Source organism: Corynebacterium sp. p3-SID1194 (assembly GCF_025144155.1).
Classification (GTDB): domain Bacteria; phylum Actinomycetota; class Actinomycetes; order Mycobacteriales; family Mycobacteriaceae; genus Corynebacterium.
The window spans coordinates 19,816-41,354 of the sequence record NZ_JALXWY010000012.1; the positions used below are offsets into that span (position 1 = coordinate 19,816).

General features: G+C 63.4%; 21 protein-coding genes and 2 tRNA genes. 10 read left to right on the forward strand and 13 right to left on the reverse strand.

Features of this window, described 5'->3' with window-relative positions; genetic code table 11:
- Window positions 1-101 precede the first annotated feature (101 nt).
- The 3 genes from M3G19_RS08530 to M3G19_RS11905 are packed head-to-tail and all read left to right on the forward strand — an operon-like array spanning window position 102 to window position 3,969.
- Entirely contained in the window at window positions 102-1,073 is a 972-nt protein-coding gene (locus M3G19_RS08530; RefSeq protein WP_210572391.1) for a glycosyltransferase, read from the forward strand.
- Window positions 1,070-2,173 carry a glycosyltransferase gene (locus tag M3G19_RS08535; RefSeq protein ID WP_210572392.1) on the forward strand — a complete coding sequence of 368 codons (1,104 nt, stop codon included), beginning with the start codon at window positions 1,070-1,072 and terminating at the stop codon, window positions 2,171-2,173. The genes M3G19_RS08530 and M3G19_RS08535 overlap by 4 nt, the downstream gene beginning before the upstream one ends.
- Window positions 2,170-3,969, forward strand: a complete 1,800-nt coding sequence (locus tag M3G19_RS11905; RefSeq protein WP_311198348.1) for a glycosyltransferase — start codon at window positions 2,170-2,172, stop codon at window positions 3,967-3,969. The genes M3G19_RS08535 and M3G19_RS11905 overlap by 4 nt, the downstream gene beginning before the upstream one ends.
- Here M3G19_RS11905 and efeB read toward each other — a convergent pair.
- The 5 genes from efeB to M3G19_RS08565 all read right to left on the reverse strand — a co-directional run bounded on the left by efeB (window position 3,966) and on the right by M3G19_RS08565 (window position 9,456).
- Window positions 3,966-5,213 carry an iron uptake transporter deferrochelatase/peroxidase subunit gene (gene efeB, locus M3G19_RS08545; protein ID WP_259851252.1) on the reverse strand — a complete coding sequence of 416 codons (1,248 nt, stop codon included), beginning with the start codon at window positions 5,211-5,213 and terminating at the stop codon, window positions 3,966-3,968. The genes M3G19_RS11905 and efeB overlap by 4 nt on opposite strands.
- On the reverse strand, window positions 5,214-6,476 hold the full coding sequence (efeO, locus tag M3G19_RS08550; RefSeq protein ID WP_259851251.1) for an iron uptake system protein EfeO: 1,263 nt from the start codon (window positions 6,474-6,476) through the stop codon (window positions 5,214-5,216). It lies immediately after the preceding gene.
- Window positions 6,473-7,558, reverse strand: coding sequence for an FTR1 family protein (locus M3G19_RS08555; protein ID WP_259902189.1), 1,086 nt, complete (start codon window positions 7,556-7,558; stop codon window positions 6,473-6,475). The genes efeO and M3G19_RS08555 overlap by 4 nt, the downstream gene beginning before the upstream one ends.
- A 127-nt stretch (window positions 7,559-7,685) precedes the next feature.
- Complete coding sequence (locus tag M3G19_RS08560; RefSeq protein WP_259902190.1) at window positions 7,686-8,468, reverse strand: enoyl-CoA hydratase-related protein; 783 nt, start codon at window positions 8,466-8,468, stop codon at window positions 7,686-7,688.
- Between the two features lie 10 nt (window positions 8,469-8,478).
- On the reverse strand, window positions 8,479-9,456 hold the full coding sequence (locus tag M3G19_RS08565; protein WP_259902191.1) for a nitronate monooxygenase family protein: 978 nt from the start codon (window positions 9,454-9,456) through the stop codon (window positions 8,479-8,481).
- A 190-nt stretch (window positions 9,457-9,646) separates the two neighbouring features.
- Here M3G19_RS08565 and M3G19_RS08570 point away from each other — a divergent pair, with 190 nt between their 5' ends.
- Entirely contained in the window at window positions 9,647-11,143 is a 1,497-nt protein-coding gene (locus tag M3G19_RS08570) for a metallophosphoesterase (protein WP_259902192.1), read from the forward strand.
- Window positions 11,144-11,348: 205 nt separating this feature from the next.
- On the opposite strand, the gene M3G19_RS08575 is transcribed toward M3G19_RS08570, so the two are convergent.
- Window positions 11,349-12,068 (reverse strand): DUF1542 domain-containing protein, encoded by a 720-nt coding sequence (locus M3G19_RS08575; protein ID WP_259902193.1) that lies wholly within the window; start codon window positions 12,066-12,068, stop codon window positions 11,349-11,351.
- A 133-nt stretch (window positions 12,069-12,201) separates the two neighbouring features.
- On the opposite strand from M3G19_RS08575, the gene M3G19_RS08580 reads away from it, so the two are divergent.
- Window positions 12,202-12,276 (forward strand) — tRNA-Gly (locus M3G19_RS08580).
- A 110-nt stretch (window positions 12,277-12,386) separates the two neighbouring features.
- Here the strand turns inward: M3G19_RS08580 and M3G19_RS08585 are convergent.
- Window positions 12,387-12,950: an META domain-containing protein gene (locus M3G19_RS08585; protein WP_259902194.1), complete on the reverse strand. Its 564-nt coding sequence runs from the start codon at window positions 12,948-12,950 to the stop codon at window positions 12,387-12,389.
- A 264-nt stretch (window positions 12,951-13,214) separates the two neighbouring features.
- The gene (locus tag M3G19_RS08590; protein WP_259902195.1) at window positions 13,215-13,805 is read right to left on the reverse strand and encodes an META domain-containing protein; all 591 of its coding nucleotides are present in this window, start codon (window positions 13,803-13,805) and stop codon (window positions 13,215-13,217) included.
- Between the two features lie 277 nt (window positions 13,806-14,082).
- On the opposite strand from M3G19_RS08590, the gene M3G19_RS08595 reads away from it, so the two are divergent.
- The 4 genes from M3G19_RS08595 to M3G19_RS08610 all read left to right on the forward strand — a co-directional run bounded on the left by M3G19_RS08595 (window position 14,083) and on the right by M3G19_RS08610 (window position 17,081).
- A tRNA-Pro gene (locus M3G19_RS08595) sits at window positions 14,083-14,156 on the forward strand.
- A gap of 69 nt (window positions 14,157-14,225) precedes the next feature.
- Window positions 14,226-15,638, forward strand: a complete 1,413-nt coding sequence (gene tig, locus M3G19_RS08600) for a trigger factor (protein WP_259902196.1) — start codon at window positions 14,226-14,228, stop codon at window positions 15,636-15,638.
- A gap of 206 nt (window positions 15,639-15,844) precedes the next feature.
- Window positions 15,845-16,426, forward strand: a complete 582-nt coding sequence (locus tag M3G19_RS08605) for an ATP-dependent Clp protease proteolytic subunit (protein WP_259902197.1) — start codon at window positions 15,845-15,847, stop codon at window positions 16,424-16,426.
- A gap of 34 nt (window positions 16,427-16,460) precedes the next feature.
- Window positions 16,461-17,081, forward strand: coding sequence for an ATP-dependent Clp protease proteolytic subunit (locus M3G19_RS08610; protein WP_246874871.1), 621 nt, complete (start codon window positions 16,461-16,463; stop codon window positions 17,079-17,081).
- 81 nt (window positions 17,082-17,162) lie between these two features.
- Here the strand turns inward: M3G19_RS08610 and M3G19_RS08615 are convergent, their stop codons facing one another.
- The 4 genes from M3G19_RS08615 to M3G19_RS08630 all read right to left on the reverse strand — a co-directional run bounded on the left by M3G19_RS08615 (window position 17,163) and on the right by M3G19_RS08630 (window position 19,139).
- Window positions 17,163-17,450, reverse strand: a complete 288-nt coding sequence (locus M3G19_RS08615; RefSeq protein WP_259902198.1) for a hypothetical protein — start codon at window positions 17,448-17,450, stop codon at window positions 17,163-17,165.
- 18 nt (window positions 17,451-17,468) lie between these two features.
- Window positions 17,469-17,702, reverse strand: a complete 234-nt coding sequence (locus M3G19_RS08620) for a hypothetical protein (RefSeq protein WP_259902199.1) — start codon at window positions 17,700-17,702, stop codon at window positions 17,469-17,471.
- An 86-nt stretch (window positions 17,703-17,788) separates the two neighbouring features.
- On the reverse strand, window positions 17,789-18,355 hold the full coding sequence (locus tag M3G19_RS08625; RefSeq protein WP_259902200.1) for a hypothetical protein: 567 nt from the start codon (window positions 18,353-18,355) through the stop codon (window positions 17,789-17,791).
- Window positions 18,356-18,365: 10 nt separating this feature from the next.
- Window positions 18,366-19,139, reverse strand: a complete 774-nt coding sequence (locus M3G19_RS08630; protein WP_259902201.1) for an alpha/beta fold hydrolase — start codon at window positions 19,137-19,139, stop codon at window positions 18,366-18,368.
- Between the two features lie 224 nt (window positions 19,140-19,363).
- Between M3G19_RS08630 and clpX the strand changes: the two genes are divergently transcribed.
- Window positions 19,364-20,635, forward strand: coding sequence for an ATP-dependent Clp protease ATP-binding subunit ClpX (gene clpX, locus M3G19_RS08635; protein WP_259902202.1), 1,272 nt, complete (start codon window positions 19,364-19,366; stop codon window positions 20,633-20,635).
- 15 nt (window positions 20,636-20,650) lie between these two features.
- On the opposite strand, the gene M3G19_RS08640 is transcribed toward clpX, so the two are convergent.
- Entirely contained in the window at window positions 20,651-21,466 is an 816-nt protein-coding gene (locus tag M3G19_RS08640; protein WP_259902203.1) for a TetR/AcrR family transcriptional regulator, read from the reverse strand.
- Between the last annotated feature and the right edge of the window lie 73 nt (window positions 21,467-21,539).

The following is a 21,539-nucleotide window of genomic DNA, read 5'->3' on the forward strand; positions in this document are numbered from 1 at the left end:
GCCGACGTGTGCAAAAACGTTTATATTAGGGACGGTATTCGGCCGTGGTCCGCGTGGACCTCGGCCGCCATTTGCGAGTAGCTCGGCGGAGGGACGGTGGGATGAAAGTTCTTTCAATCCCTGCAGAACATGTCTATCCGCAGGCGATCAAGCCTGATAACGCGAGCTTTAATCCCGATCCCGATATCAACGGCAATTGGTGGCCTCACCCGGCGCTGGAGGCACAGTGGTGGGATGAGCCACGGGATGTCGATGTAGTGCACATTCACTTCGGGTACGAGCACCGCACCCCGGAGCAGCTCCAGGAATTGGTTGACGCACTGCCGGTTCCGCTTGTGGTCACGGTGCACGACCTTGATAATCCGCACCTGTCGGACCCGGACGACCAGGAACGTCACCGCGCGAATGTGGGGGTGCTCGTGCGCGCGGCGAAGCAGGTGGTCACGCTCACCGAGTGCGCCGCGGCGACGATCGCACAGCGCTACGGGCGTGAGGATGTGGCGGTGGTGGGGCACCCGGCCGTCGTCAAGCAAATGCCCGACGTCGAAGCTGCCGCAGATGCCGCTGTCTTCCTGAAGTCGCTGCGCGCGAATGTCGTGGCGGAGGTCGAGTTTTACCGCGAGATCGCGCAGCATGTGCCCCTCACTGTCTACGCGCACGACGTTGCGGCCACGCGCGAATTGCGCACCGAGCTTTCGCTTATCGACGGGCTCTCCCTAGTCACCCATGACTCCCTCGACGATGCAGCTTTGCACAAGGCTGTGGCAGGCCACCGCGTGTGCATCTTGCCGTATGTGCGGGGAACGCATTCTGGCTGGTTGGAGATGTGTCGTGACCTGGATGTGAGCGTGGCTGTGCCGGACTGCGGCTGCTACGCGGATCAAGCCGACGCGCCTGAGGCTGTGGCTGTGTACCGTGCTGGCGACGGCGCCGCTGCCGGACGTGCCGCAGCTGCGTTGCTGGCGGCGGACCCGGTGCCGTACCGCGGCGACCGTGATGCGCAGCTTCGCGCGATTAAACAGGTGCACGCCGACATCTATGCCGCGGCTGCCGAGACGGGGGCGCGGCAATGACGATCACGCTGCCTGCCACAGGCGATGTGCGAAGCGGCCCGCGTTTGCGGATCGCGTTCGTGGCACCCGCGCGGTACCCGATCCGCGAGCCGTACGCGGGCGGGCTGGAGGCGTTTTGCCACACAATGGTGATGGCTCTGCGCGAGGAGGGCCACGACGTGGATTTCTTCGCCGCGAAAGGGTCCGACGGCAACGTCAAAGAATACGAACTACCTGGTGTGGACTGGGGTGCGCACCCTGAGGACGCCACGGACACCACGTACCCGGCGGGGGAGAAAGAGCGTGAAGAGCGCGCCTTCCTGCGCTTGAGGTCCTACCTGGTCAAGCAGCAGTACGACGTTGTGCACAACAACAGCCTGAGCCCGGCTATGTTTCCGTCGGTGTACTCGCCCGAACCGCTTCCGATGCTCACGACTCTGCACACCCCGCAGCTTGCTGAGATTCAGCAGGCGGTCGATGCGGCAGGTCAGCTGGCAGGCCGGTTCGCCGCGGTGAGCACGACCACGTCCCTCAGTTGGTGCATGCCCACGCCTGTCGAGGTCATTCCCAACGGTGTCAACGTGCGGCGCTGGGCTTTTGGTCCGGGCGGCGACGGGGCGGTGTGGTTCGGTCGCATCGTTCCCGAGAAGGGTCTTCACCTGGCGATGGATGCGTGCCGTCTCCTCGGTTTGCCCCTGACCATCGCTGGCCGGAAGGGTGAGCACGCGTATTTCCAGGAGGAGATCGCCCCTCGCCTGGACGGCCGGCTGATCCGTTGGGTCGGCGAGTTATCGCACGCCGAACTCCGCGGACTGGTCGGCCGCCATGCAGTCTGCGTGGTCACGCCGCGCTGGGAAGAGCCGTTCGGACTGGTGGCATTCGAGGCAATGTCGTGCGGCACACCGGTGGCGGCTTTCGACCGCGGCGGGATGGGAGAGCTGCTCGCTGACGCGCCGGCGGTGCTCGTCGAACGGGATGACGTTGTCGCCCTCGCGGGCGCGATTCATCGCGCGCTCCACCTCGACCGCGCCAAGGTCCGGGAGTGGGTGGTGGACAACCACAGTCTCACGCAAACGGCGCGCCGCTACGTCGATTACTACCGGGAGGTGATGGTCGGGTGAGCACAGCCAGAAAAATAGTCGGCATTTATGCCCACCACCATGGCAGCGGGCACATTCGGCGCTGCCGGAGGATTCAACGCGAACTGGCGGAGCTCGGGTGGGATGCCGTGATTTTGTCCACTGCGCCTGACGCGGACATCGTGCTTGCCGACGACGCCGGGCACGGCCACACCGGCCGAGCCATGACCGCAGGAGGCACTCTCCACTACGCCCCGTACGGCAACCGTGGCCTGCGTGAACGCTACGCAGCGATCGCATCCTGGGTCGACGAGAACGACCCAGCCGCGTTCTATGTCGACGTCTCTGCCGAGGTGTGCATGTTCCTGCGGCTCATGGGCGTCCCCGTGGTCACGTTGGCGATGCCTGGCTTGCGTGACGACGCGCCGCACCAGCTCGCCTACCGCCAGTCCGACGCCATCATTGCCGCCTGGCCCTCGTGGGTCCCAGTGCCCGACCACCTGCGCACGCATTCAGACCGCCTGCACCCAGTCGGCGGCATCACGCTGCTCGACCGCCCCGATGCAGCGCGTGGAGTCGACCGCGATCCGCAACACGTCGTTGTCATGGCTGGCCGCGGAGGGTCAACGTGGGAGCCGGGGGACTGGGACGCCGTGGAAGCCGCCTGCCCGGGTTACCGGTTCACCTTCTTGACTGGTGAGAACCGTGTCGACGACCCGACGGAGTTGATCGCCAGCGCCGGTGTGGTCGTTGCCGCGGGCGGCCAGAATTCCATCGCGGACATCGCTCACCAGGGTGCGCCGGCCGTGATCCTTCCGCAGCCGCGGCCGTTCATCGAGCAGAAAGCCTCCGCGACACTGCTGGCTCGCGAAGGACTCGCTGTCGTTCCCGAGCACTTCCCGGCTCCGGAGGAATGGCCAGACGTGCTCGCCGCCGCCCGCGAGCTGAACGCCGACTGGTCGCGTTGGGAAACCGCTGGGTCCGCGCGCCGTGCGGCCGAGGTGATCGCGCGAATCGCGGACGACCCGACAGACAGCACAGCTGCCATCGTCACGCTCGCCAACGCTGGTCGCGCCAGCCACCTGACGCACCAGGTCAATCTCGCGCCCGAGGGCACCGACCACATCACCGTCGCGCTCGCAGACCACGCACTGCTGGAAAAGGCAGTGCCGAAAAGCCACGTTGTGGACGTCGATAAGCATTCGGGCGCAAAAGGCGGACACCCGAACCTCGCGCGTGCCCGCAACCGTGGTGCCGCTGAAGCGATCGCGCGCGGCAACGACGTGATCGTCTTCCTCGACGCCGATTGCGTCGCCGGCGGCGACCTCGTCCCTCTGTATATGAAGGCGCTTGCGGAGCACCCGGATCCTGTTGTCGCAGGTCCCGTCACCTACATGAAAGAGGGGGAGTTGCGCACTGTGCGCCCGGACCCCCACCCGGCGCGCCCGAATCCGCCGGCGGGCGAGGTGCAGCGGGCGGAGGATTACAACCTGTTCTGGTCGCTCTCCTTCGCCTGCACTGCGCAAACGTGGGAGAGAATCGTCGAGAGCTTCGGCGGCTTCGACGAGGCGTACTCAGGCTACGGCGGGGAGGACACAGACTTCGCCTGGAACTTGCGGGAACACGGCATCGACCTGCTGTGGGTCGGCGGCGCGCACGCGTTCCACCAGTGGCACCCGGTCTCCTCGCCGCCGTGGGAGCACCTCGACGATATCCTGCGCAACGCCGCGGTCTTCCACAGCAAATGGGGCACGTGGCCCATGGAGGGGTGGTTGCGCGCCTTCGAGGAAGCAGGAGCAATCGCGCTTATCGACGGCTCCTGGCAGCGCACCCCTTAAGCGAACATCCCTTCCCCCACGAATCCTGTCTTGCCCACTCCGGGCGGGATGAGGTAGGTGCCGGTGTTGGTGGTCTTGAGGTATTCGAGGAACATCTCGTCGCGCGACATGGACTGGTGCACAGTGGCGAACCGGTCCACGGTGCGCGTGAACGCGATGAAGAATAGCCCCGCGTCAAGCCGCCCTTGGTCGTTGGACCCGTCGACGTAGTTGAACGGGCGCCGCAGCATACGGATCCCGCCGTTCTGGTCGGGGTGGACGTTGAACAGGTGCGATCCGTGGTCGATGACGGGTCGCCCGCGTTCGTTGGTGGCGGCGAAATCCGGTTCGTCGAATTCGTCGGTGCCGGTCAGCGGGGCGCCGACGACCTTGTCGCGGCCGGTGACGCGCTCCTGCTCTGAAAGCTGGAGGGTGTCCCAGACCTCGATATTCATGGCGATGCGCCGTGCAGTCAGGTACGACCCGCCCGCCGCCCAGGGCTGAGAAGAATCCGCCGGGATCCACACGTGCTCGTCCAAGGCATCGGTGTCCTCGGCACGAATATTCGCGGTGCCGTCCTTCTGCCCGAAAAGGTTGCGCGGGGTGGTTTCATCGCGCGTGGTCACGGCGGCTTTGCCGAAGCCGATCTGGGACCAGCGCAGCACCGCATCCGGCACTGCCAGCCGGGTCAGGTTGCGGATGGCGTGGGTGGCCACCTGCGGATCGTTGGCGCACGCTTGGATGCACAGGTCGCCGTCGGAGCGCTCGCGGTTGAGAAAGTCGTTGGTCATGGGCGGCATGTCCGTGAACTCGCTCGGCAGCTTGTCCGTCAATCCGAATTGGTCGCGGAACAGGCTGCGTCCGAAACCGATGGTGATGGTCAGCGCCGCCGGCCCCAAGTCGTAGGCCTCGCCCGAATCGTCCGGCGGGAAGTTTTCCCCGCCGCCGAAGGCGCCCTTCGCGCTGACTTCGCCTCCGAGCGTCAACCGGCGCGCGGCGTCTGTCCAGCGGGTGAGCAGGTCGACCAGGTCGTCCCTGTCCGCTTTCTCATCCATGTCGAAGGCGGCGAAGTGCAGGTTATTCTGCATCGGGCTGATGATCCCCGCTTGGTGTTCGCCAGCGAAGTCGATGATCATCTCCTCGTGGGCGGCGCCGTCGATGTCGCCTGTGGCGGCGGAACCGTCCCGCGAGCATGCTGCCGCAGCAGCGCCGGCGGCGCTCACACCGCCGAGCGCTAAGAATGTGCGCCGGTTGAGCCTGCCCATTTAGGACTCATCTCCCGCATCGACGTTGAGTCCCAGCACGGTGCCGGTGAGGTTGGACAGTGGCTCGCGCAGGGCATCCAGAGAGCGTGTCAGCTTCGCCTGCTCACCAGCGTCCACCTCGTCGTAGTCGACGAATCCGGATTCCAGGCTGCCGTACTGGTCGAGGAGCTCTTGGATGTCGTTGAAACGGTTCTCGATGTCGTCGACAAGCTTTTGGCCTTCTTCCCCGCGCTCTGCGGCGATGTCCTTGACCATGTCGAACGCGATGCGGGAGCCCTGGATATTGGCCTGGAAATCGTAGAGGTCCTTGTGCGACCACCAGTTCTCCTCGCCCGTGACCTTGGTGGTGGCCACCTCTTCGAGCAGGCCCATCGCGCCGTTGGAGACAGTGTCGACGGTGATGTCCTGCTCTTCGATGAAGTTGTCCGCGTTGACGGTGGTGTTCAGCTGCTCCACGTCGGCGATGAGAGTGTCGGCGATCTCGCGGCGGTGCTCCGGCGTGGACGGTTCCCAGCCCTCGCGGGCGGGCGCGCCGTCGGCGTTCTTCTCGTCCTCAGCCGGCGGCCACAGGTCCTTCTCCATGCGGTGGAAGCCGAGCCATTCGGTGAACGTCTGGTCGTCTTCTTTCAGCTCGTCAGCCTCGGCGATGTAATCCACCTCGCGGTAGTCGATGCGGGCGTCGAGGACACCGAGCGCCTCCGCGACCGGCTCAATGCGCTCGTAGTGTACGCGGGTGGTGGGGTAGAGCTGCTTTGCTTTCTCGTCGTCTCCCGCCGCGTAGGCCTCGGCGAATTCCTCGACCTTGGGCAGCAGCTCGGCGACCTCGTTCTGCACGAAAGCGACGTAGTTGTCGCGGGCCTCGTTGAAACGCTTCTCGTCGGACTCGTTGTACTGGATCGGCTCGCCGGTCACCGTGAATTCGCTCTGGCCGACATTCGCGCCGCGCAGACCCGGCTTGCAGGCCGTGAAGTAGTTGCCGGGTTCGAGCTGCACGGTGAGGTCCGCGGTGGAACCAGGCGCGATATTCTCGCGCTCGGCGATGACCCGTAGGCCGTCGTCCGCGAGCACGTAGAACTCGGTGACGCGCTCACCCGAGTTGGTGATGGAGAAGGTGCTGGTGCCGGATTCCACGGAATCCGCGGCTACCTGGCAGGCATCTTCTTTCGCCTCGACGTCGATGGCATCGCCCGAGCTGTTCTCCACGCACCCGGCCAACGGCAGGGTGAGGGCGAAAGCGGCGAGTAGAGCGGGGGAGCGTTTCATAGCAGGACCTTTCGTGAGTCATCTTCGTGGGCGGGGGTGGTGGTGTCCGTGTCGCCCTCGTACGTATTCGCGCTGCGTCGGCGACCCGCTTTCACGTGCCGCACGAAGATCGGCACGATGACGGCGATGTACGCGGCCCAGGCAATGACCTGCAGCCAGGACATTTGGGGCATGAAACCGGTGAATGCCTGCAGCAGCGTGGCGGTGATCCCGGCGGGATCAATGACGCCCTCGAGGTTGAACGCCCACCCGAACGGGAAGGACGCCAACCAGAACGGGTAAGAATCGAAGCCGGTGAGCACTTCGCCGGTGCGCGGGTGCGTCGGGGCAATGGGAGCGCCGGAGAAGGGGCCGGGGAGGAACTGCGCCTCCTGGAGATCGTGGATGGCGTAGGCGAGAATGCCCGCCGCGACGACGATAAGCAGGGCGCTGGACCACGTGAAGAACGTGCCCAAGTCGAGCTTCAGCGCGCCGCGGTAGATCAGCCACCCCATCACCACGGCGATGCCGATGCCCAGAAACGCGCCGACGACCGCGCTCGGGGTGGTGGTCCAGCCCCACAGCAGGAGCGTCAGCTCGATGCCCTCCCGGGCCACCGCGACGAACGCGAGCCAGAACAGCGCCTGAGTTCCTTTGTCCAGGGCGGTCCCGGTCTTGTCGTCGAGCATGGTGCGCAGCTTGCCGTTCTCATTGCTCAGGGAGACGATCATGCCGGTGATCATGGCCACCGCGATGAGCGACATGATCCCGCCGATGGCCTCCTGTGCCCGGAACGACAAACCGTAGCGGCCGAATGTGAACAGAGCGCCGAGCGCGGTGCAGATCACGGCGGCGGAGATCACACCGATCCACACGGTGCGCGCGGCTTTCTTGGCGCCCGTGGCACTGTCGTCGTCGCCGTGCCCGTTTGCATCAGTACCTGTGCTGCGCCGCGCGATGGCGGCGAAAAGCATGCCGACGATGAGGGAGGCTTCCAGTCCTTCGCGGAGGCCGACCAAGAATGCGGCGATGAACATATCCGGAACTTTCTCGTGCGTGATTTGGCTCGTCTTGGGGCGGTGACCTGCATAACTTAGGGTCACCTTGACTAGCCAAGGTTAACCTTACCTAACGGCTTTCAGGAACGTGAAAACGCCCTCCCTCCGCCGAGACCGCGGGGGTACCGCTCGGGCGGGGGAAGGGCGTTTGGTGTTGGGCGGAGCCGGGCAGTTAGAACTTCGGCGCGCGGCGCTCAAGAAATGCGGAGACGCCTTCGGCGTGGCCGGGGCTGTGAAGCAATTCGGTTTGGAACCGCGCCTCGTTGATCAAGCTGTTGGGCAGTTCCGTCAGCGCCACCCGGTTCACGGCCCGTTTGGTCTGCGCCACGGCGCCGCGCGGCGAGCCGGAGAAACTCTCGGCCCACTGCTGAGCCCGCTCCAACGCTCCGCCGGCGGGTGTGACCTCGGCGAAGAGGCCGAACCCGACAGCATCGGCGGCGGTGATTCGCTCCTGGAGCAGCACCATCTGCATCGTCCGGTGGCGGCCGATCGAGGCGGCGAGTGTGGCCACGGCGCCGCCGTCAGGCATGAGCCCGATGCGGCCGAAAGGCAGGGTGATAAACGACGATTCTGCAGCGACAATGAGATCGCACGCGCACGCGAGCGACGCGCCCACACCAGCCACAGCGCCTTCGGCTGCAGCGATGACCGGGACGTCGGCGCGCGTGATCGAGCCGATCATGTGCTCGATTCCGCCCAGCGAGTGAGCGGCGACCTCCGCGGTGCTCTCACCGGTGAATGCCTCGATGTCCATGCCGGAGCAGAAGGACTTCTCGTCGCCGGTGACGATGATGCACCGCACCTCCGGGTTGGCGTTCGCCGCCTGGACAGCATCGCCGATGGACCAGTAGGAATCCGGTTCCAACGCGTTGCGCTTGGAGGGGTTGGAGATGCGGATGAGGGCGACCGCGCCGTCGATAAGCGAAGTGATGTTGCCCTTGAGCTCGCGTGACATGGCTGCGGCCTTACTTGACGAAGTCCGCGAGACGGCCGGTGATGATGTCCGCCGCGTCATTAGCGATGCGGGTAACCACCTCGTCGCAGGTCGGGATGTCGTTGATGATGCCCTGGACCAGGCCGCAGGTCCAGATGCCCGCGTCCAGGTCACCGTTCTCGTAGACTGTGCGGCCGCGCTGGCCGGAAACGAGGTCGCGGACCTCGGGGAACTGCGCGCCAGCATTGAGCTTTTCGACGACCTCGCGGCTGACCTCGTTCGACGCCACGCGCGCCGTGTTGTTTAGAGTGCGGAAGATGAGCTCGGTGTCGAGCTCTGAGCGCTCCACGATCGCTTCCTTGACATTGCGGTGGACCGGCGCCTCCTCGGTGCACAGGAATCGGGTGCCCATGTTGATGCCCTCCGCGCCGAGTGCGAGAGCCGCCGCCATGCCGCGGCCGTCAGCGAAACCGCCGGAGGCGACGATCGGAATGTCCAGCTTGTCCGCTGCCGCCGGAAGAAGAACCAGACCCGGAATATCGTCCTCGCCCGGGTGGCCGGCGCACTCGAAACCGTCGACGCTGACCATGTCCACGCCCTTCTCCTGCGCGCTGAGCGCATGACGCACGGAGGTGCACTTGTGGATGACGGTCACGTCCGCGTCCTTCAGCATCGGGACGAGCTTCGCCGGGTTAGCGCCAGCCGTTTCGACGATCTTCACGCCCTTCTCGATGGCGACACGCAGGTATTCCTCGTAGGGCGGCGGCGTGATCGTTGGCAGGATGGTCAGGTTCACGCCGAACGGCTTGTCGGTCATCTCCCGCATGCGGTCGATTTCCTTGCCGAGGTCTTCCGGCGACGGCTGCGTCAGCGACGTGAGAATGCCCAGGCCGCCGGCGTTCGAGACTGCGGATGCGAGGTCGGCGGTACCGACCCACTGCATGCCGCCCTGGATGATCGGGTGCTCGATGCCGAGCATCTCGTTGACGCGGGTCTGGATTGCTGCCATTGTCGACTCTCCTTGAATCTCGCCGTGATTGTTCGGACTACCTAATGAGAGCTACATTACACATTGACTAAAAGTGTTGCGTAGGTAACGCGAATTTTGGTCGGGATGAACGCGTTGCCTCCGGCCAGGTTCGCTGAAAGGCCACGTGGAATTAACTTTTCTGTTAGTCCGAGCGCATATTTTTCACAGTATGTCTTCCACGTCCCGTCGCACTCTGCTCAAGGCGCTCGCGATCGGTGCGGGCTCCACGCTCGTCGCCCCAGCCCACGCGCTCGCCCAATCTAGCAGCGAATCTTCCAGTGGATCTTCCGTGCTTCAGCTCTTCGGCCCTGCCGGCGGGAGGTCGGTCGGATCATCGGAATCCGGCCTGGTCGTCGGAAATATCGGCTCCAACGGCCGCGGGCGCTTTCTTGCCGGCGATGTCCAAGTGGTCACGGTGACGGAAGATTCCGCCACGATCACGTGGCTGACGTGGGAGGCCGAGAGTGCATCCGATAAAGCGCCGAAGGGGCTGCCGACCGCCGGCGAACTCCGCGTCTGGCCGGTCGACAACCCCTCCGATACGACGGTGGTGAAAAGCCCGTCAGACCGCTTTTTCCATCAGCTCACGGTCTCTGGTTTGCGTGCAGACACCACCTACGCATTCCTGGCTACCTCTCACGGAACCGAAGCCGCCGCGACGCACAACCGGAAGCAAGAGGACACCCGGCTGTTCACCACCCTGCCGCGTCTGTCCGGGCCAATGCTGGGCACCATCATCGTCGCCAACGACACCCATATCGGTGAGAACGGCGACGGCATCTGGATGAACAACTTCCCGCCTCCGGCACGTTCCCTACCGGGGGAGCGCCCGTACCCGGAGGTCTCCCTCGATGCAGTGATCGACACCGCGCACTCTGTCGGGGCCAGCCACCTGTTCGTCAACGGCGACGTCACCTCCGAAGCGCGCCCCTGGGAAATCGCAAAGGCGAAAGAGCTGTTGGACGGCTTCAACGGAAAGGTGCGCTGCACCCGCGGAAATCACGATCGCCCGCACAAGCTTTCCGACGGCCCCGAGTACGCCGACGCCCCCGCCTACGACGACAAGCACACCGATGGCTGGGGTGCCGTTTTCGAGCCCCGCCAAACCGCATGGGTGGAAGATATCCGCGGTGCCGGTGGCGACCTGATCGCGCGCGTGGTGGGCATCGACTCGACCAAACTGGACACCAGCGGTGGAATGATTTCCGACGAGCAGTTCAAGCAGATCCAGTCCATCTTCGACGAGGACCGTTCAACGCCCATCGTGGTCATGCTGCACCACCCGGCCACGCGTCAGGCAGCCTGGACCAATCCCGCTGGCCCCGCTTTTGTTCTGCGCGATATGGACATCATGCGTCTCCAGCGCATGATCGCCGCCCAAGACAACATCAAGCTCGTTCTCACAGGCCACACTCACCGCGGCCGCAATAACCGCCCCGATGTTGCCAAGAACACCGTCTTCTTGGAGACACCCGCGGTGAAAAACTGGCCCACCGGCGCAACCCAGATCCGTTTCTTCCAGGACGGAATGGCGGTCAATTTCCGCCAGAATTCCTCCGAGGAAGCGCTGCGCTGGGCAGCCCGGACCCGTTGGACGATGTTCGGTCTCAGCCCCGAAGCGATGCTCGGCCCGCTCGATTCGCGGGCGCTGGTGATCCGCTACTAGTCGAAGCCGAAATCGCCGAAGCCCCCGAAATCTCCGAAGCCGTCGAAGAATCCGCCGCCATCGTCAGCGCCGCCGCGGGGGCTGCGCAGGAGAAGTTAGTCCCGTTGCAGTTTGGCATCACACCAGTAACATCTGACCTGGTCTTTTGGGGATCGCGATTCGGACGGGACTAACCGCTCGATTCACGCGCGCTGGTGATCCGCTACTAAAAGTCGAAGTCGAATCCGCCGCCGACGTCGCCCATGTCGCCGGCATCCGCGCCGGCGCCGTCTAGCCCGCCGGCCTCAAAGCTGTCCGCGCTGGCTGCGGTGGCCATGCCGGCGAACATCGTGGAATAGAACATCATGGAGCTCGCCGCCCACACACCGGTCATCGCGGCGGGTGCCCACCAGGCAGTGGAGTACCAACCAGCGGGCACTGGGCGGCCGGCGACCGCGCCGCCGGGGTAGTAGTGCGGCGTGGCATTGCTTGCGTAAGGGGAGGCCTGGACTGTTTCGCCGTCGAATTCGGCGCTGCGGGGCTCGCTCACGCGGCCAGCCTGGCGCTGAGCTTCAAGTTCGGGAAGCTCTGGGCCGGGCGCCAATCCGATGATCTCGCGTGCGGCGTTGACGTAATACATGCCCTCGAGCGCGGACTCGCGGGCGAGCTGCGCCTGCTTGACGGTCCGCGCCTGGGTCAGCGCGGAGTTGGCGGCGTTATAGCGTTCCGATGCGTCCCCCATCGCTTGTTCCGAGGCGGTGTCTGTCCCGGAAATGGTGAGCACCTGGTGGCCGAGGCGCTCGACCCAGCGTCGTGCGTCCGCAAGCGCGTCCTCGAAATTGGCTCCTTCGACCTGTGCGCGTTGGCTGTTATTTTGCGTGCGGCCGATGAGCGTGACGGTGCCTACGACGGCCGCCGCGATGATGAGCAAGGTGACTAATCCCATATTCGCTCCTTTCCGTAACTGCTTTCGCCAACGATAACGGCTTTCCCGACATTCCCTTCCGGCGTATTTTTGGAGTCGACCGCGCGGTGGGATACACTCGTTTTCGCGCGTATTCACGCACGTTTACGCACGTGGGAATGTCGTATAGTGGCTAATACCTCAGCCTTCCAAGCTGAAGACGCGGGTTCGATTCCCGTCATTCCCTCCACTTTTGGTCGGTTTTCGCTTTCTGCGGGACCTGCTGAAGCATGACGAAACGCCCCGGGCATCCTGTCGGATTCTCGGGGCGTCCGTTTATTTCTGTGCTGAGTGCAGCTCCTACTGCTGGTCGGGGTGAAGGTTGAAAATGATGACGTGCTCCGGGTCTGCGCCCACGGCGTAGGTGGTGTCGTTGATGCGGTAGAGGAAGGGGTGGGACCGCAGAACCTGCAGAAGGGCATCGGAGTCAGCGGTCGTCGGCGGGTCGCATGCCCTCTTCGTCAGCAGGATGTCGGTGATGGTCAGTCGGTTGTCGTGCTCGAAGAAGTAGTTGGCGGTGCCGGAATTGCAACCGTCAGCAATGCGCAGGTGGCCCCGCGCGGAGGGCTGCGACCGGAAATCAAGCGACACCAAGTCATTCTTCTGGGCGACCAGATCGCCGTTGAGGCGGCTAGCTTCGGGCGCGGTCAATGGGCGGGCGCCTTCCGGCAGGCTTTGGATCAGGCCGGTCTGCTCCTGCTTGCCGCCGCCGAAGAGTGCGGAGCTCATCTGAGCGAATTGGTTGGCGAGGTCTGGGTTGGAGGACAGCTCCTGGGCGCTTGCGGTGCCGGCGCCGAGCATGCCGGCAGTGAGGGCCGCAGTGGCTGTCGCGATGGACAGTTTCTTTACGGTGTTAGTACTCATGACTCCAAGCGTATGAGCGGCTCACTGCAGGTCAACGGTCCCGAGTGGAAGTCGGGGGCATTGTTATTCACCCGATAAGTTTTGTGCAGGAATCTACACCGGAGATAACGGGGCGGTTACAAAAAGCGCGTCGATAAGCGTCTTGTTGTGCTCAACCCTGACCTTATGATTCAGCAGTCTTTGGGGTACGCGGGATCCGTGACCCTCAAGCGAAAGGCCCCGGTGGTGAACCGGGGCCTGCGAATGTGGGAAGAGGAGCGTGGACTAGTTCTCCTGAGAAGCTTCGGCCTTGACGAACTCGATGGCCTTGCCCTGGCTTGCCAAAGCGACGGTATTGTCGTCGATCTGGTAGACCGCCGGGTTAGCCTGCAGAATCGTCTTCAGCGCGTCTGCATCGGCGGCGCCTGCGCCTTCGCACAGTGCGAGCGTTTCGGCGAAATCGCTGATGCGGAGGTTATCGGCGGAGTCGAAGTGATAGTTGGCGTTGCCAGCGTTGCAGCCGTCGTCGTAGGACAATGTGCCGTCAGGAGTGCCGGACGGGGTGAACTCGAGGCTGATGTTCTCGTTGTTCTTCGCCTTTAGCGGTCCGGTCAGCGCGGCTTTCGCCTTCACCGGGTCAAGGTGATTGGAACCTTGCGGCAGGTCGACGATCAACGTGGAATCCTGGCCCTTACCGGCATCGTTCTTGGGGCCCTGAAGCGTGGAACTCAGCTGAGTAGCTCGGTCCTTGATCTCGGATGTGGAGGAGAGCTCTTGCGCACCCGCTGTGCCTGCCCCGAGGGCGCCCCCGGCGATGGCCACTGCGGCGGTTGCGACTGTCATCTTCTTCACGGTTGCAAGTGTCTTAGAAACCATGCTTTTCACCGTACTTGCCGCCAACTGGATGACAAGACACTTCACGGAATACCGAGGGGGCTATGACCGGCTGGCCACCTCACGGCCAGTTTTGTCTGCGCTGAAACTCAGGCTCTCGCCCTATGTCTGTCCAATCGTAGATAAAGCGTGCGGCAGAACAGTTCGAAGGCGTTCAGTGCTCATTCCGGCCCCCAATGAAACGGCGCTTTTTTGGCTCACGCTAGAATCGTCTCCCGTGAGCCAGCCCGGTCAACAGCCGGGGGCTTTCAATGACCTACGGGGCGTGGCGCAGTTTGGTAGCGCACCTGCTTTGGGAGCAGGGGGTCGCAGGTTCAAATCCTGTCGCCCCGACAAGGAGACTTCTTAAGTCTCCTCGACATACTTTGAACGATTCCGCAATCTAGCCAGGAGAGAATTTCCGTGAAGACTTCCGTGGACAAGCTCAGCGACACTCGCGCGAAGCTGACCGTGACCGTTCCGTTTGACGAGCTCGGCCCGGAAATCGACCAGGCGTACAAGGCCATCGCACAGCAGGTCAACATCCCGGGTTTCCGTCGCGGCAAGGCGCCGCGCCAGCTTATCGACGCCCGGTTTGGTCGCGGCCCCATCCTCGAGCAGGTCGTCAACGATATGCTGCCGACCCGCTACGAGTCTGCTGTGGCAGAAAATGATCTGAAGGTCATCGGCCAGCCGGAGATCGACATCACCAAGATCGAGGACAACGACTTCGTCGAGTTCACCGCTGAGGTGGACATCCGCCCGGAGATTGAGGTCCCCGACTTCTCCAAGATCTCCGTCGAGGTGCCGGCCCTGAAGGTCGACGACGAGGCCGTCGACGAAGAGCTCGACAACCTGCGTGCCCGCTTCGGCGAGCTCAAGGACACCCGCCGCAAGATGAAGAAGGGCGACTTCGCGATCATCGATCTCGAAGCCACCATCGACGGTGAGAAGATCGAGGAGGCCTCCACCGAGGGCATCACCTACGAGATCGGCCGCGACGACCTCATCGAGGGTCTGGACAAGGCCATCAAGGGCCTCAAGACCGGTGAGGAAGCCGAGTTCACCTCCGAGATCCAGTTCGGCGAGCACAAGGGCGAAGAGGCCACCATCAAGGTCACCGTCCAGCAGTCCAAGGAGCGCAAGCTGCCGGAGCTGGACGAGGAATTCGTCCAGATGGCCTCCGAGTTCGACACCGTCGAGGAGCTGCGCGAGTCGACCAAGAGCCAGCTCGAGGAGAACAAGAAGGCCCAGCAGGCCGCCGACATCCGCGATGAGGTGCTCAAGGCTGCTCTCGAGCAGACGAAGTTCGAGCTGCCGCAGGCAGTTGTGGACGAGCAGGTTCACAACCAGCTCCACCAGATCCTCGGCCAGATGGCCCACGACGAGGCAGCCTTCGCCCAGATGCTAGAGGCGCAGGGCACGACCCGCGAGGAATTCGACAAGGAATCCCGCGAGAACGCCGAGAACTCCGTGCGCACTCAGCTGTTCCTCGACGCCGTCGCTGACCAGGAGGAGCCGGAAGTCTCCCAGCAGGAGCTGACCGACCACATCCTGTTCACCGCGCAGTCCTACGGCATGGACCCGAACCAGTTCATCATGCAGCTGCAGCAGTCCGGCCAGGTCGCCAACCTCTTCGCCGACGTCCGCCGCGGCAAGGCTCTCGCCGCCGCCATCTCCCGCACCTCCGTCAAGGACGACGAGGGCAACACCATCGACCCGAACGATTACTTCGGCGAGATCGAAGAGGATGAGATCGCTGAGGCAGAGGCCGCCGACAAGGCAGTCGCCGATGCCGCAACCGAGTCTGAGTCTGCAACCGAAGAAGATAAGTAAGACTCTTCTCTGAACCTCCCAGCCGTGTGAACTAATCCACCTCGGCCGGGAGGTTTTTCGCTGTCACGTCGGGGTGAGCGTCGATAAGCATTGCGCTGCCTTCTACGCTGTCAGCGAACATGGCCCCGCTCGCGGAATCCGCAACTAGGGTGGGGCGTTATCGTAGGCGAGAAACGACGATTGAAAATACTTAAAGGAGCACTTCGATGACTTCTCCGGCAACCGGCATGAATTTGGGCGACTCGGTGTACGAGCGTCTGCTGCGCGAGCGCATCATCTTCCTCGGCCAGCAGGTGGACGACGAGATCGCGAATAAGCTGTGCGCGCAGATCCTGCTGCTGTCCGCGGAGGACCCGAACCGCGACATCTCGCTGTACATCAACTCGCCGGGCGGCTCCGTGACCGCCGGTATGGCGATTTACGACACGATGAAATACTCCCCGTGCGACATCGCCACCTACGGTATGGGCCTGGCGGCGTCGATGGGCCAGTTCCTGCTGTCTGGCGGCACCAAGGGCAAGCGTTTCGCGCTGCCGCATGCGCGCATCATGATGCACCAGCCGTCCGCAGGTGTGGGCGGTACCGCAGCAGACATCGCGATCCAGGCGGAGCAGTTCGCCGAGACGAAGCGCGAGATGGCTGAGCTCATCGCGGAGCACACCGGCCAGACCTTCGAGCAGATCACGAAGGATTCGGACCGTGACCGCTGGTTCAACGCCCAGCAGGCGAAGGACTACGGCATCGTCGACCACGTGATTTCCAGCGCCCAGGGCACGATCAGCAACTAACCGGCAGAGCTACACAGAAGAGGAGATAAACACTATGTCTTTCCAGATGCCCAACTCCCGCTACGTCCTGCCGAGCTTCATCGAGCAGTCCTCGTTCGGCACGAAGGAGACCAACCCGTACTCGAAGCTGTTCGAGGAGCGAATCATCTTCCTGGGCACCCAGGTCGACGACACGTCCGCGAACGACATCATGGCGCAGCTGCTCGTGCTGGAGTCCCAGGACCCGGACCGCGACATCACGATGTACATCAACTCGCCGGGCGGTTCGTTCACGTCCCTGATGGCGATCTACGACACGATGCAGTACGTCCGCCCCGATGTCCAGACCGTGTGCCTCGGCCAGGCGGCATCCGCCGCGGCGGTCATTCTCGCCGCTGGTGCGCCGGGTAAGCGCGCCGCACTGCCGAATTCCCGCGTGCTGATCCACCAGCCGGCCACCCAGGGCACCCAGGGCCAGGTGTCGGACCTGGAGATTCAGGCCAGGGAGATCGAGCGCATGCGCCGCCTCATGGAGGACACGCTCGCCCGCCACTCCGGCCGCACGTCCGAGCAGGTCCGCATCGACACCGACCGCGACAAGATCCTCACCGCACAGGAGGCTGTCGAGTACGGCATCATCGACCAGGTCTTCGACTACCGCAAGCTCAACGCTTAAAAAGCATTCGCTTATCGACGCCCCCTCCGTCGCATCCCTTTCAAGGATTCCCGGCGGAGGGATTCGTCGTTTTAGGCGTGGTTATTCGCAGTAGATCATGTTCTCTTTGATTTCCTCGGGAACCCCGAGCTCTTCAATTGTGGCTTTGTCGTAGCACTTGAAGCCGGTCTGGGTCAGGCCGGCTTCTTCGATGGGCACCCACTCGTTTCCATCCCACATGACATAACCGACCGCGTCGGTCGCATAGATCCCAATCTCTGCAAACTTGCCGTCGCAGTAAACGGAGACTTCCTCTCCGGGAGCGCCTTCTTCCATCGGCTTCCACTCGCACGGGCCCTTCTCAGAACCAGCGTCGGGTTCTGCGGCCACTGCTTCTTTTTCTTCGGTCTAGTAAATAGTGGACACGGTGGTCGAAGGACGCTCGCTGGTCTCTTCTTTCGCCGCTTCTGTGGTCGCTGCTGCAGTTTCTTCCGCGGTAGTGTCTGCGGCGGACGCTGCGGGCGGGGACGTCATCTCCGGTTCTGAGAGAGTTTCATCCTCAGTGCCGCACGCAGCCACGGCGAGCGGGAGAGTGAGCGCGAAGAATGCGGCGGTGCAGCGGCGGCGGATGTGCGTAGTCATGGCGGGAAGTCCTTTTCATGGGGGTTGTTTTAACCAACACCCTAGCGTGTGGCTCGGACCAACGCGGGGACCAGCACATTCGCCGATTATTGAACTACAGTACGGTCAGGCCCCGTGACGATGAACGATGCGTCGTTATAGCCGCACTCGATGGTTTCCTCATCGGGGGCCTGGCACCAGCCGTTGAGGTGCTCGAGGCGCTCACCCGGGGCGAGCGCACCGTCGCCTGCGGGGATGCCCTCCAGAACGCCCCAGGAGACACCGTCGTCGCTGGCGAAGATCGCCCCTGGGCGTCCGGTGAACGGAGCCCACGGTTGGCCGGGCATGTCCTCGAGGTTCGGCACTGAGTCATCGGGGTTCGCGGAACACGCGACAGACGCTGCGCCGAGGACGCAGAAATAGTTCGTGCCCGCCTTGTCCATTTCGATCACGGCAGTCTCGCCGCGCTCGTCCAAAAACTCAGCGGGGGAGACGAGCGAGTACTCGGGTTCGGTCGTCTCGCTGGCAATTTCGCTGGCTGTTTCGCTTGCCGTTTCGCTGGCAGTCGAGGTGCTCGGCTCCGGCTCGGCGATGTCCTGGTCCTCGGAGCAACCCGCCATGGCGAGCGGGAGAGCGAGGGTACAGCTGGCGATGGCGAAACGGCGAAACATCATAGGCCGCAGTCTACTTCGCCAAAAACGCCAGTAGGGCCTCGTTGAACTTCTCGGGCTGCTCGGTGCCGACTTGGTGGGAAGCGTCCTCGATGACGACGCACTGGGCCTCACCGGTCACGCCCGCGGCGATCTCCTGGAGCTGCTTCGGGCCAGTCGAGGGGTCCTCGGCACCGGCGATGGTCAGCACCGGAATGCTGATCTCCTGCAGACGCTCGTCAAAGCCCCACTTCGCCAGGGCATCGCCGCATTGCGCGTACGCTTCGGGGTCGACGGATCCGACCATCGCTTTGAACTTATCGACGACACCCGCCTCCCTTTCCTTGAATCCCTCCGTGAACCAGTTGTCCACGGTCGGGTCCACGATGGAATCCATGCCGCTGTCGCGCGCGGTATCGGAGCGTTCCTGCCACTTGCCGGCACCGCCGAGGAAAGTGGCGGTGGAGGCGAAGACAGCGCGGTCAATGCGGTCGGAAGTCGCAGCCAGGTACTGCGCGATCGCGCCGCCCATGGACAGCCCGACGATGGTGCAGTGCTCGATGCCCAACGAGGTCAACGTCTCTAGCACGTCCTGTGCGAGATCGTCGACGGTGGTCATTCCCAAATCGACAGCCGGGGTGGGGGAGTCGCCGTGGCCGCGGTGATCGATGCGCACGACGCGGTAATCACCTTCCAAGGCTGACATCTGCGGCTCCCATGCCTCGTGCGTGGTGCCGATGGACGGGAGCAGAACGACGGTTTTCTCGCTGGATTCGTTGCCGGATACGATGGAATGCAGTGTGGTCATGCTTTTCATTGTTCCCAAAAACGACGCTGCGTGCAGGCGCTCAGCGGGGCCTCCCACTGTGCGTGGCTTCCATCTGAAATAGTGGTGGGAAGGAGAGCTCAGTGGCAGTGTTCGAGTTGTTCGAACGGCCGCATCGGGAATGTTCACCCCACCGGGTAGCGTTGGGGTTCACAGCACGATCCTGAACCGACAAGAAGACGTAAAAGCGAGAAGTAGAACACCCCATGGCAGTTACGCAAGACAGTTCCGACCTGTTGAAGTGCTCCTTCTGCGGCAAGAGTCAGAAGCAAGTGCGCAAACTCATCGCCGGCGGCGGTGTGTACATCTGCGACGAGTGCATTGAACTGTGTAACGAGATCATTGAGGAAGAGCTGGCTGGTGCCCAGTCCCAGGACAGCGGCGAGGAAGGCAAGCTCCCGCGTCCGTCCGAGATCACGGCGTTTTTGGATCAGTACGTGATTGGGCAGGACCCGGCGAAGCGCACTCTGGCTGTCGCGGTGTACAACCATTACAAGCGTGTGCGCACGGACAAGGGCAGTCTGCGGAAGAAGGACGAGGACGTCGAGATCGCCAAGTCCAATATTTTGCTGCTCGGCCCTACTGGTTCGGGCAAGACCTACCTGGCGCAGACGCTCGCGCGGATGCTGAATGTCCCGTTCGCCATCGCGGATGCGACGAGTTTGACGGAAGCAGGCTACGTCGGCGAAGACGTGGAGAATATCCTGCTCAAACTCCTCCAGGCCGCGGATTTCGATGTGGACCGCGCGCAGAACGGCATCATCTACGTCGACGAGGTGGACAAGATCTCCCGCAAGTCGGAGAACCCGTCGATCACCCGCGACGTGTCGGGTGAGGGCGTGCAGCAGGCGCTGCTGAAGATCCTCGAGGGCACTGTCGCCTCCGTTCCGCCGCAGGGCGGCCGCAAGCACCCGAACCAGGAATTCATTCAGGTGGACACCACCAATATCCTGTTCGTGGTGGCTGGCGCATTCGCGGGCCTGGACAAGGTCATCGCGGAGCGCGTGGGCAAAAAGGGCATTGGTTTCGGCGCGGAGATCGATAGTGCGGCGGAGCGCGAGGAGCAGAATATGCTCGCGCAGGTGCAGCCGGAGGACCTGGTCAAATTCGGTCTGATTCCGGAATTCATCGGCCGCTTGCCCATCGTGGCGGCTGTGGAGAACCTCGATGAGGAATCACTCGTCCGCGTGCTTACTGAGCCAAAGAACTCCCTGGTGAAGCAGTACCAGCGTCTGTTTTCCATGGACGGTGCGGAGCTGCGCTTCACCGACGACGCGTTGTCGGCAGTGGCGAAGAAGGCCGCTGACCGTGGTACTGGCGCGCGTGGCCTGCGCGCGATCATGGAGGACACCCTGGTGCCCATCATGTACGACTTGCCCGACCGTGAAGACGTCGAAGAAGTCGTGGTGGACGCTGACGTGATCAACGGGGCCGGCGAGCCGGAATACGTGCTGCGGAAGTCCAAGAAGTCCGCGTAACAGGGCAGGCCCCAGCTATTCGCCGGACGGGGTGTCGGTGTAGTTGGGGTCGTAGATGTCGTCGACAAGCGTGTCCGCGATGTAGTCGCCCTCGCTGGACTCTTCCTGGCTTGCGGGCTGCGTGACGGCGGGCGTGGAATACGTCAGGTACGACTCGTAGCCCGAATGGGTGATATTCGACGTGAGGAATGTCAGCACCGCGTCAATGGTGAGGCGGCGCATGCCCTCCGTGTTGGTGGGGCTGAGCAAGTTCAAGCCGCCGAATTCATCCATCGTGGCGTGATTGCCTACGCGGAAGAATGTCAGGGACGCGATGAGCACAACGACATCGGTCGCGGAAATGCCCGGACGGAACGCACCCGCGTCTTGGCCCATCAGCAGGAGGCGTTCAATCTGGAGAAGCACCTCCGAATCGTTGCGGGTGGCGGTGAATTCCTCTGGGCTGAGCACGGGATCGAGATTCTCGCGCAAAAACAGGCGGATTGAATCCGGGTTCTGGATCATCCGGTTGTACAGCACGTCCACGAAGCGGCGGATGCCCTCGACTGGGACTGCGTAGGAACGGTCCAGGAATTCCTGGGGCGGGATGAAGCTCCACGCCGCGCGGTTGAGCGCGCGGCGGTAAAGTTCGCGCTTGTCGCCGAAGTGGTAATGCAGCATGCGCTTGGACATGCCGGCCTCGCGCGCGATCATGTCGAGCTTGGTGGCGGCGTACCCTTCCTGCGCGAAATGGATCAGCGCAATGTCCACGGCGCGGTCCAGCGCGGCGGTGTCGGCCTTGTCGGCAGGCTCATCGCCGGACTGGGTGCCGGGTTGCGGGGACTCCGTCACAACGTCTCCTTTGAAGCTTGAAAACGGTCTCACGGCGGGGACGCAAATGCCCTGTCGTGTCCTTATTATCGTG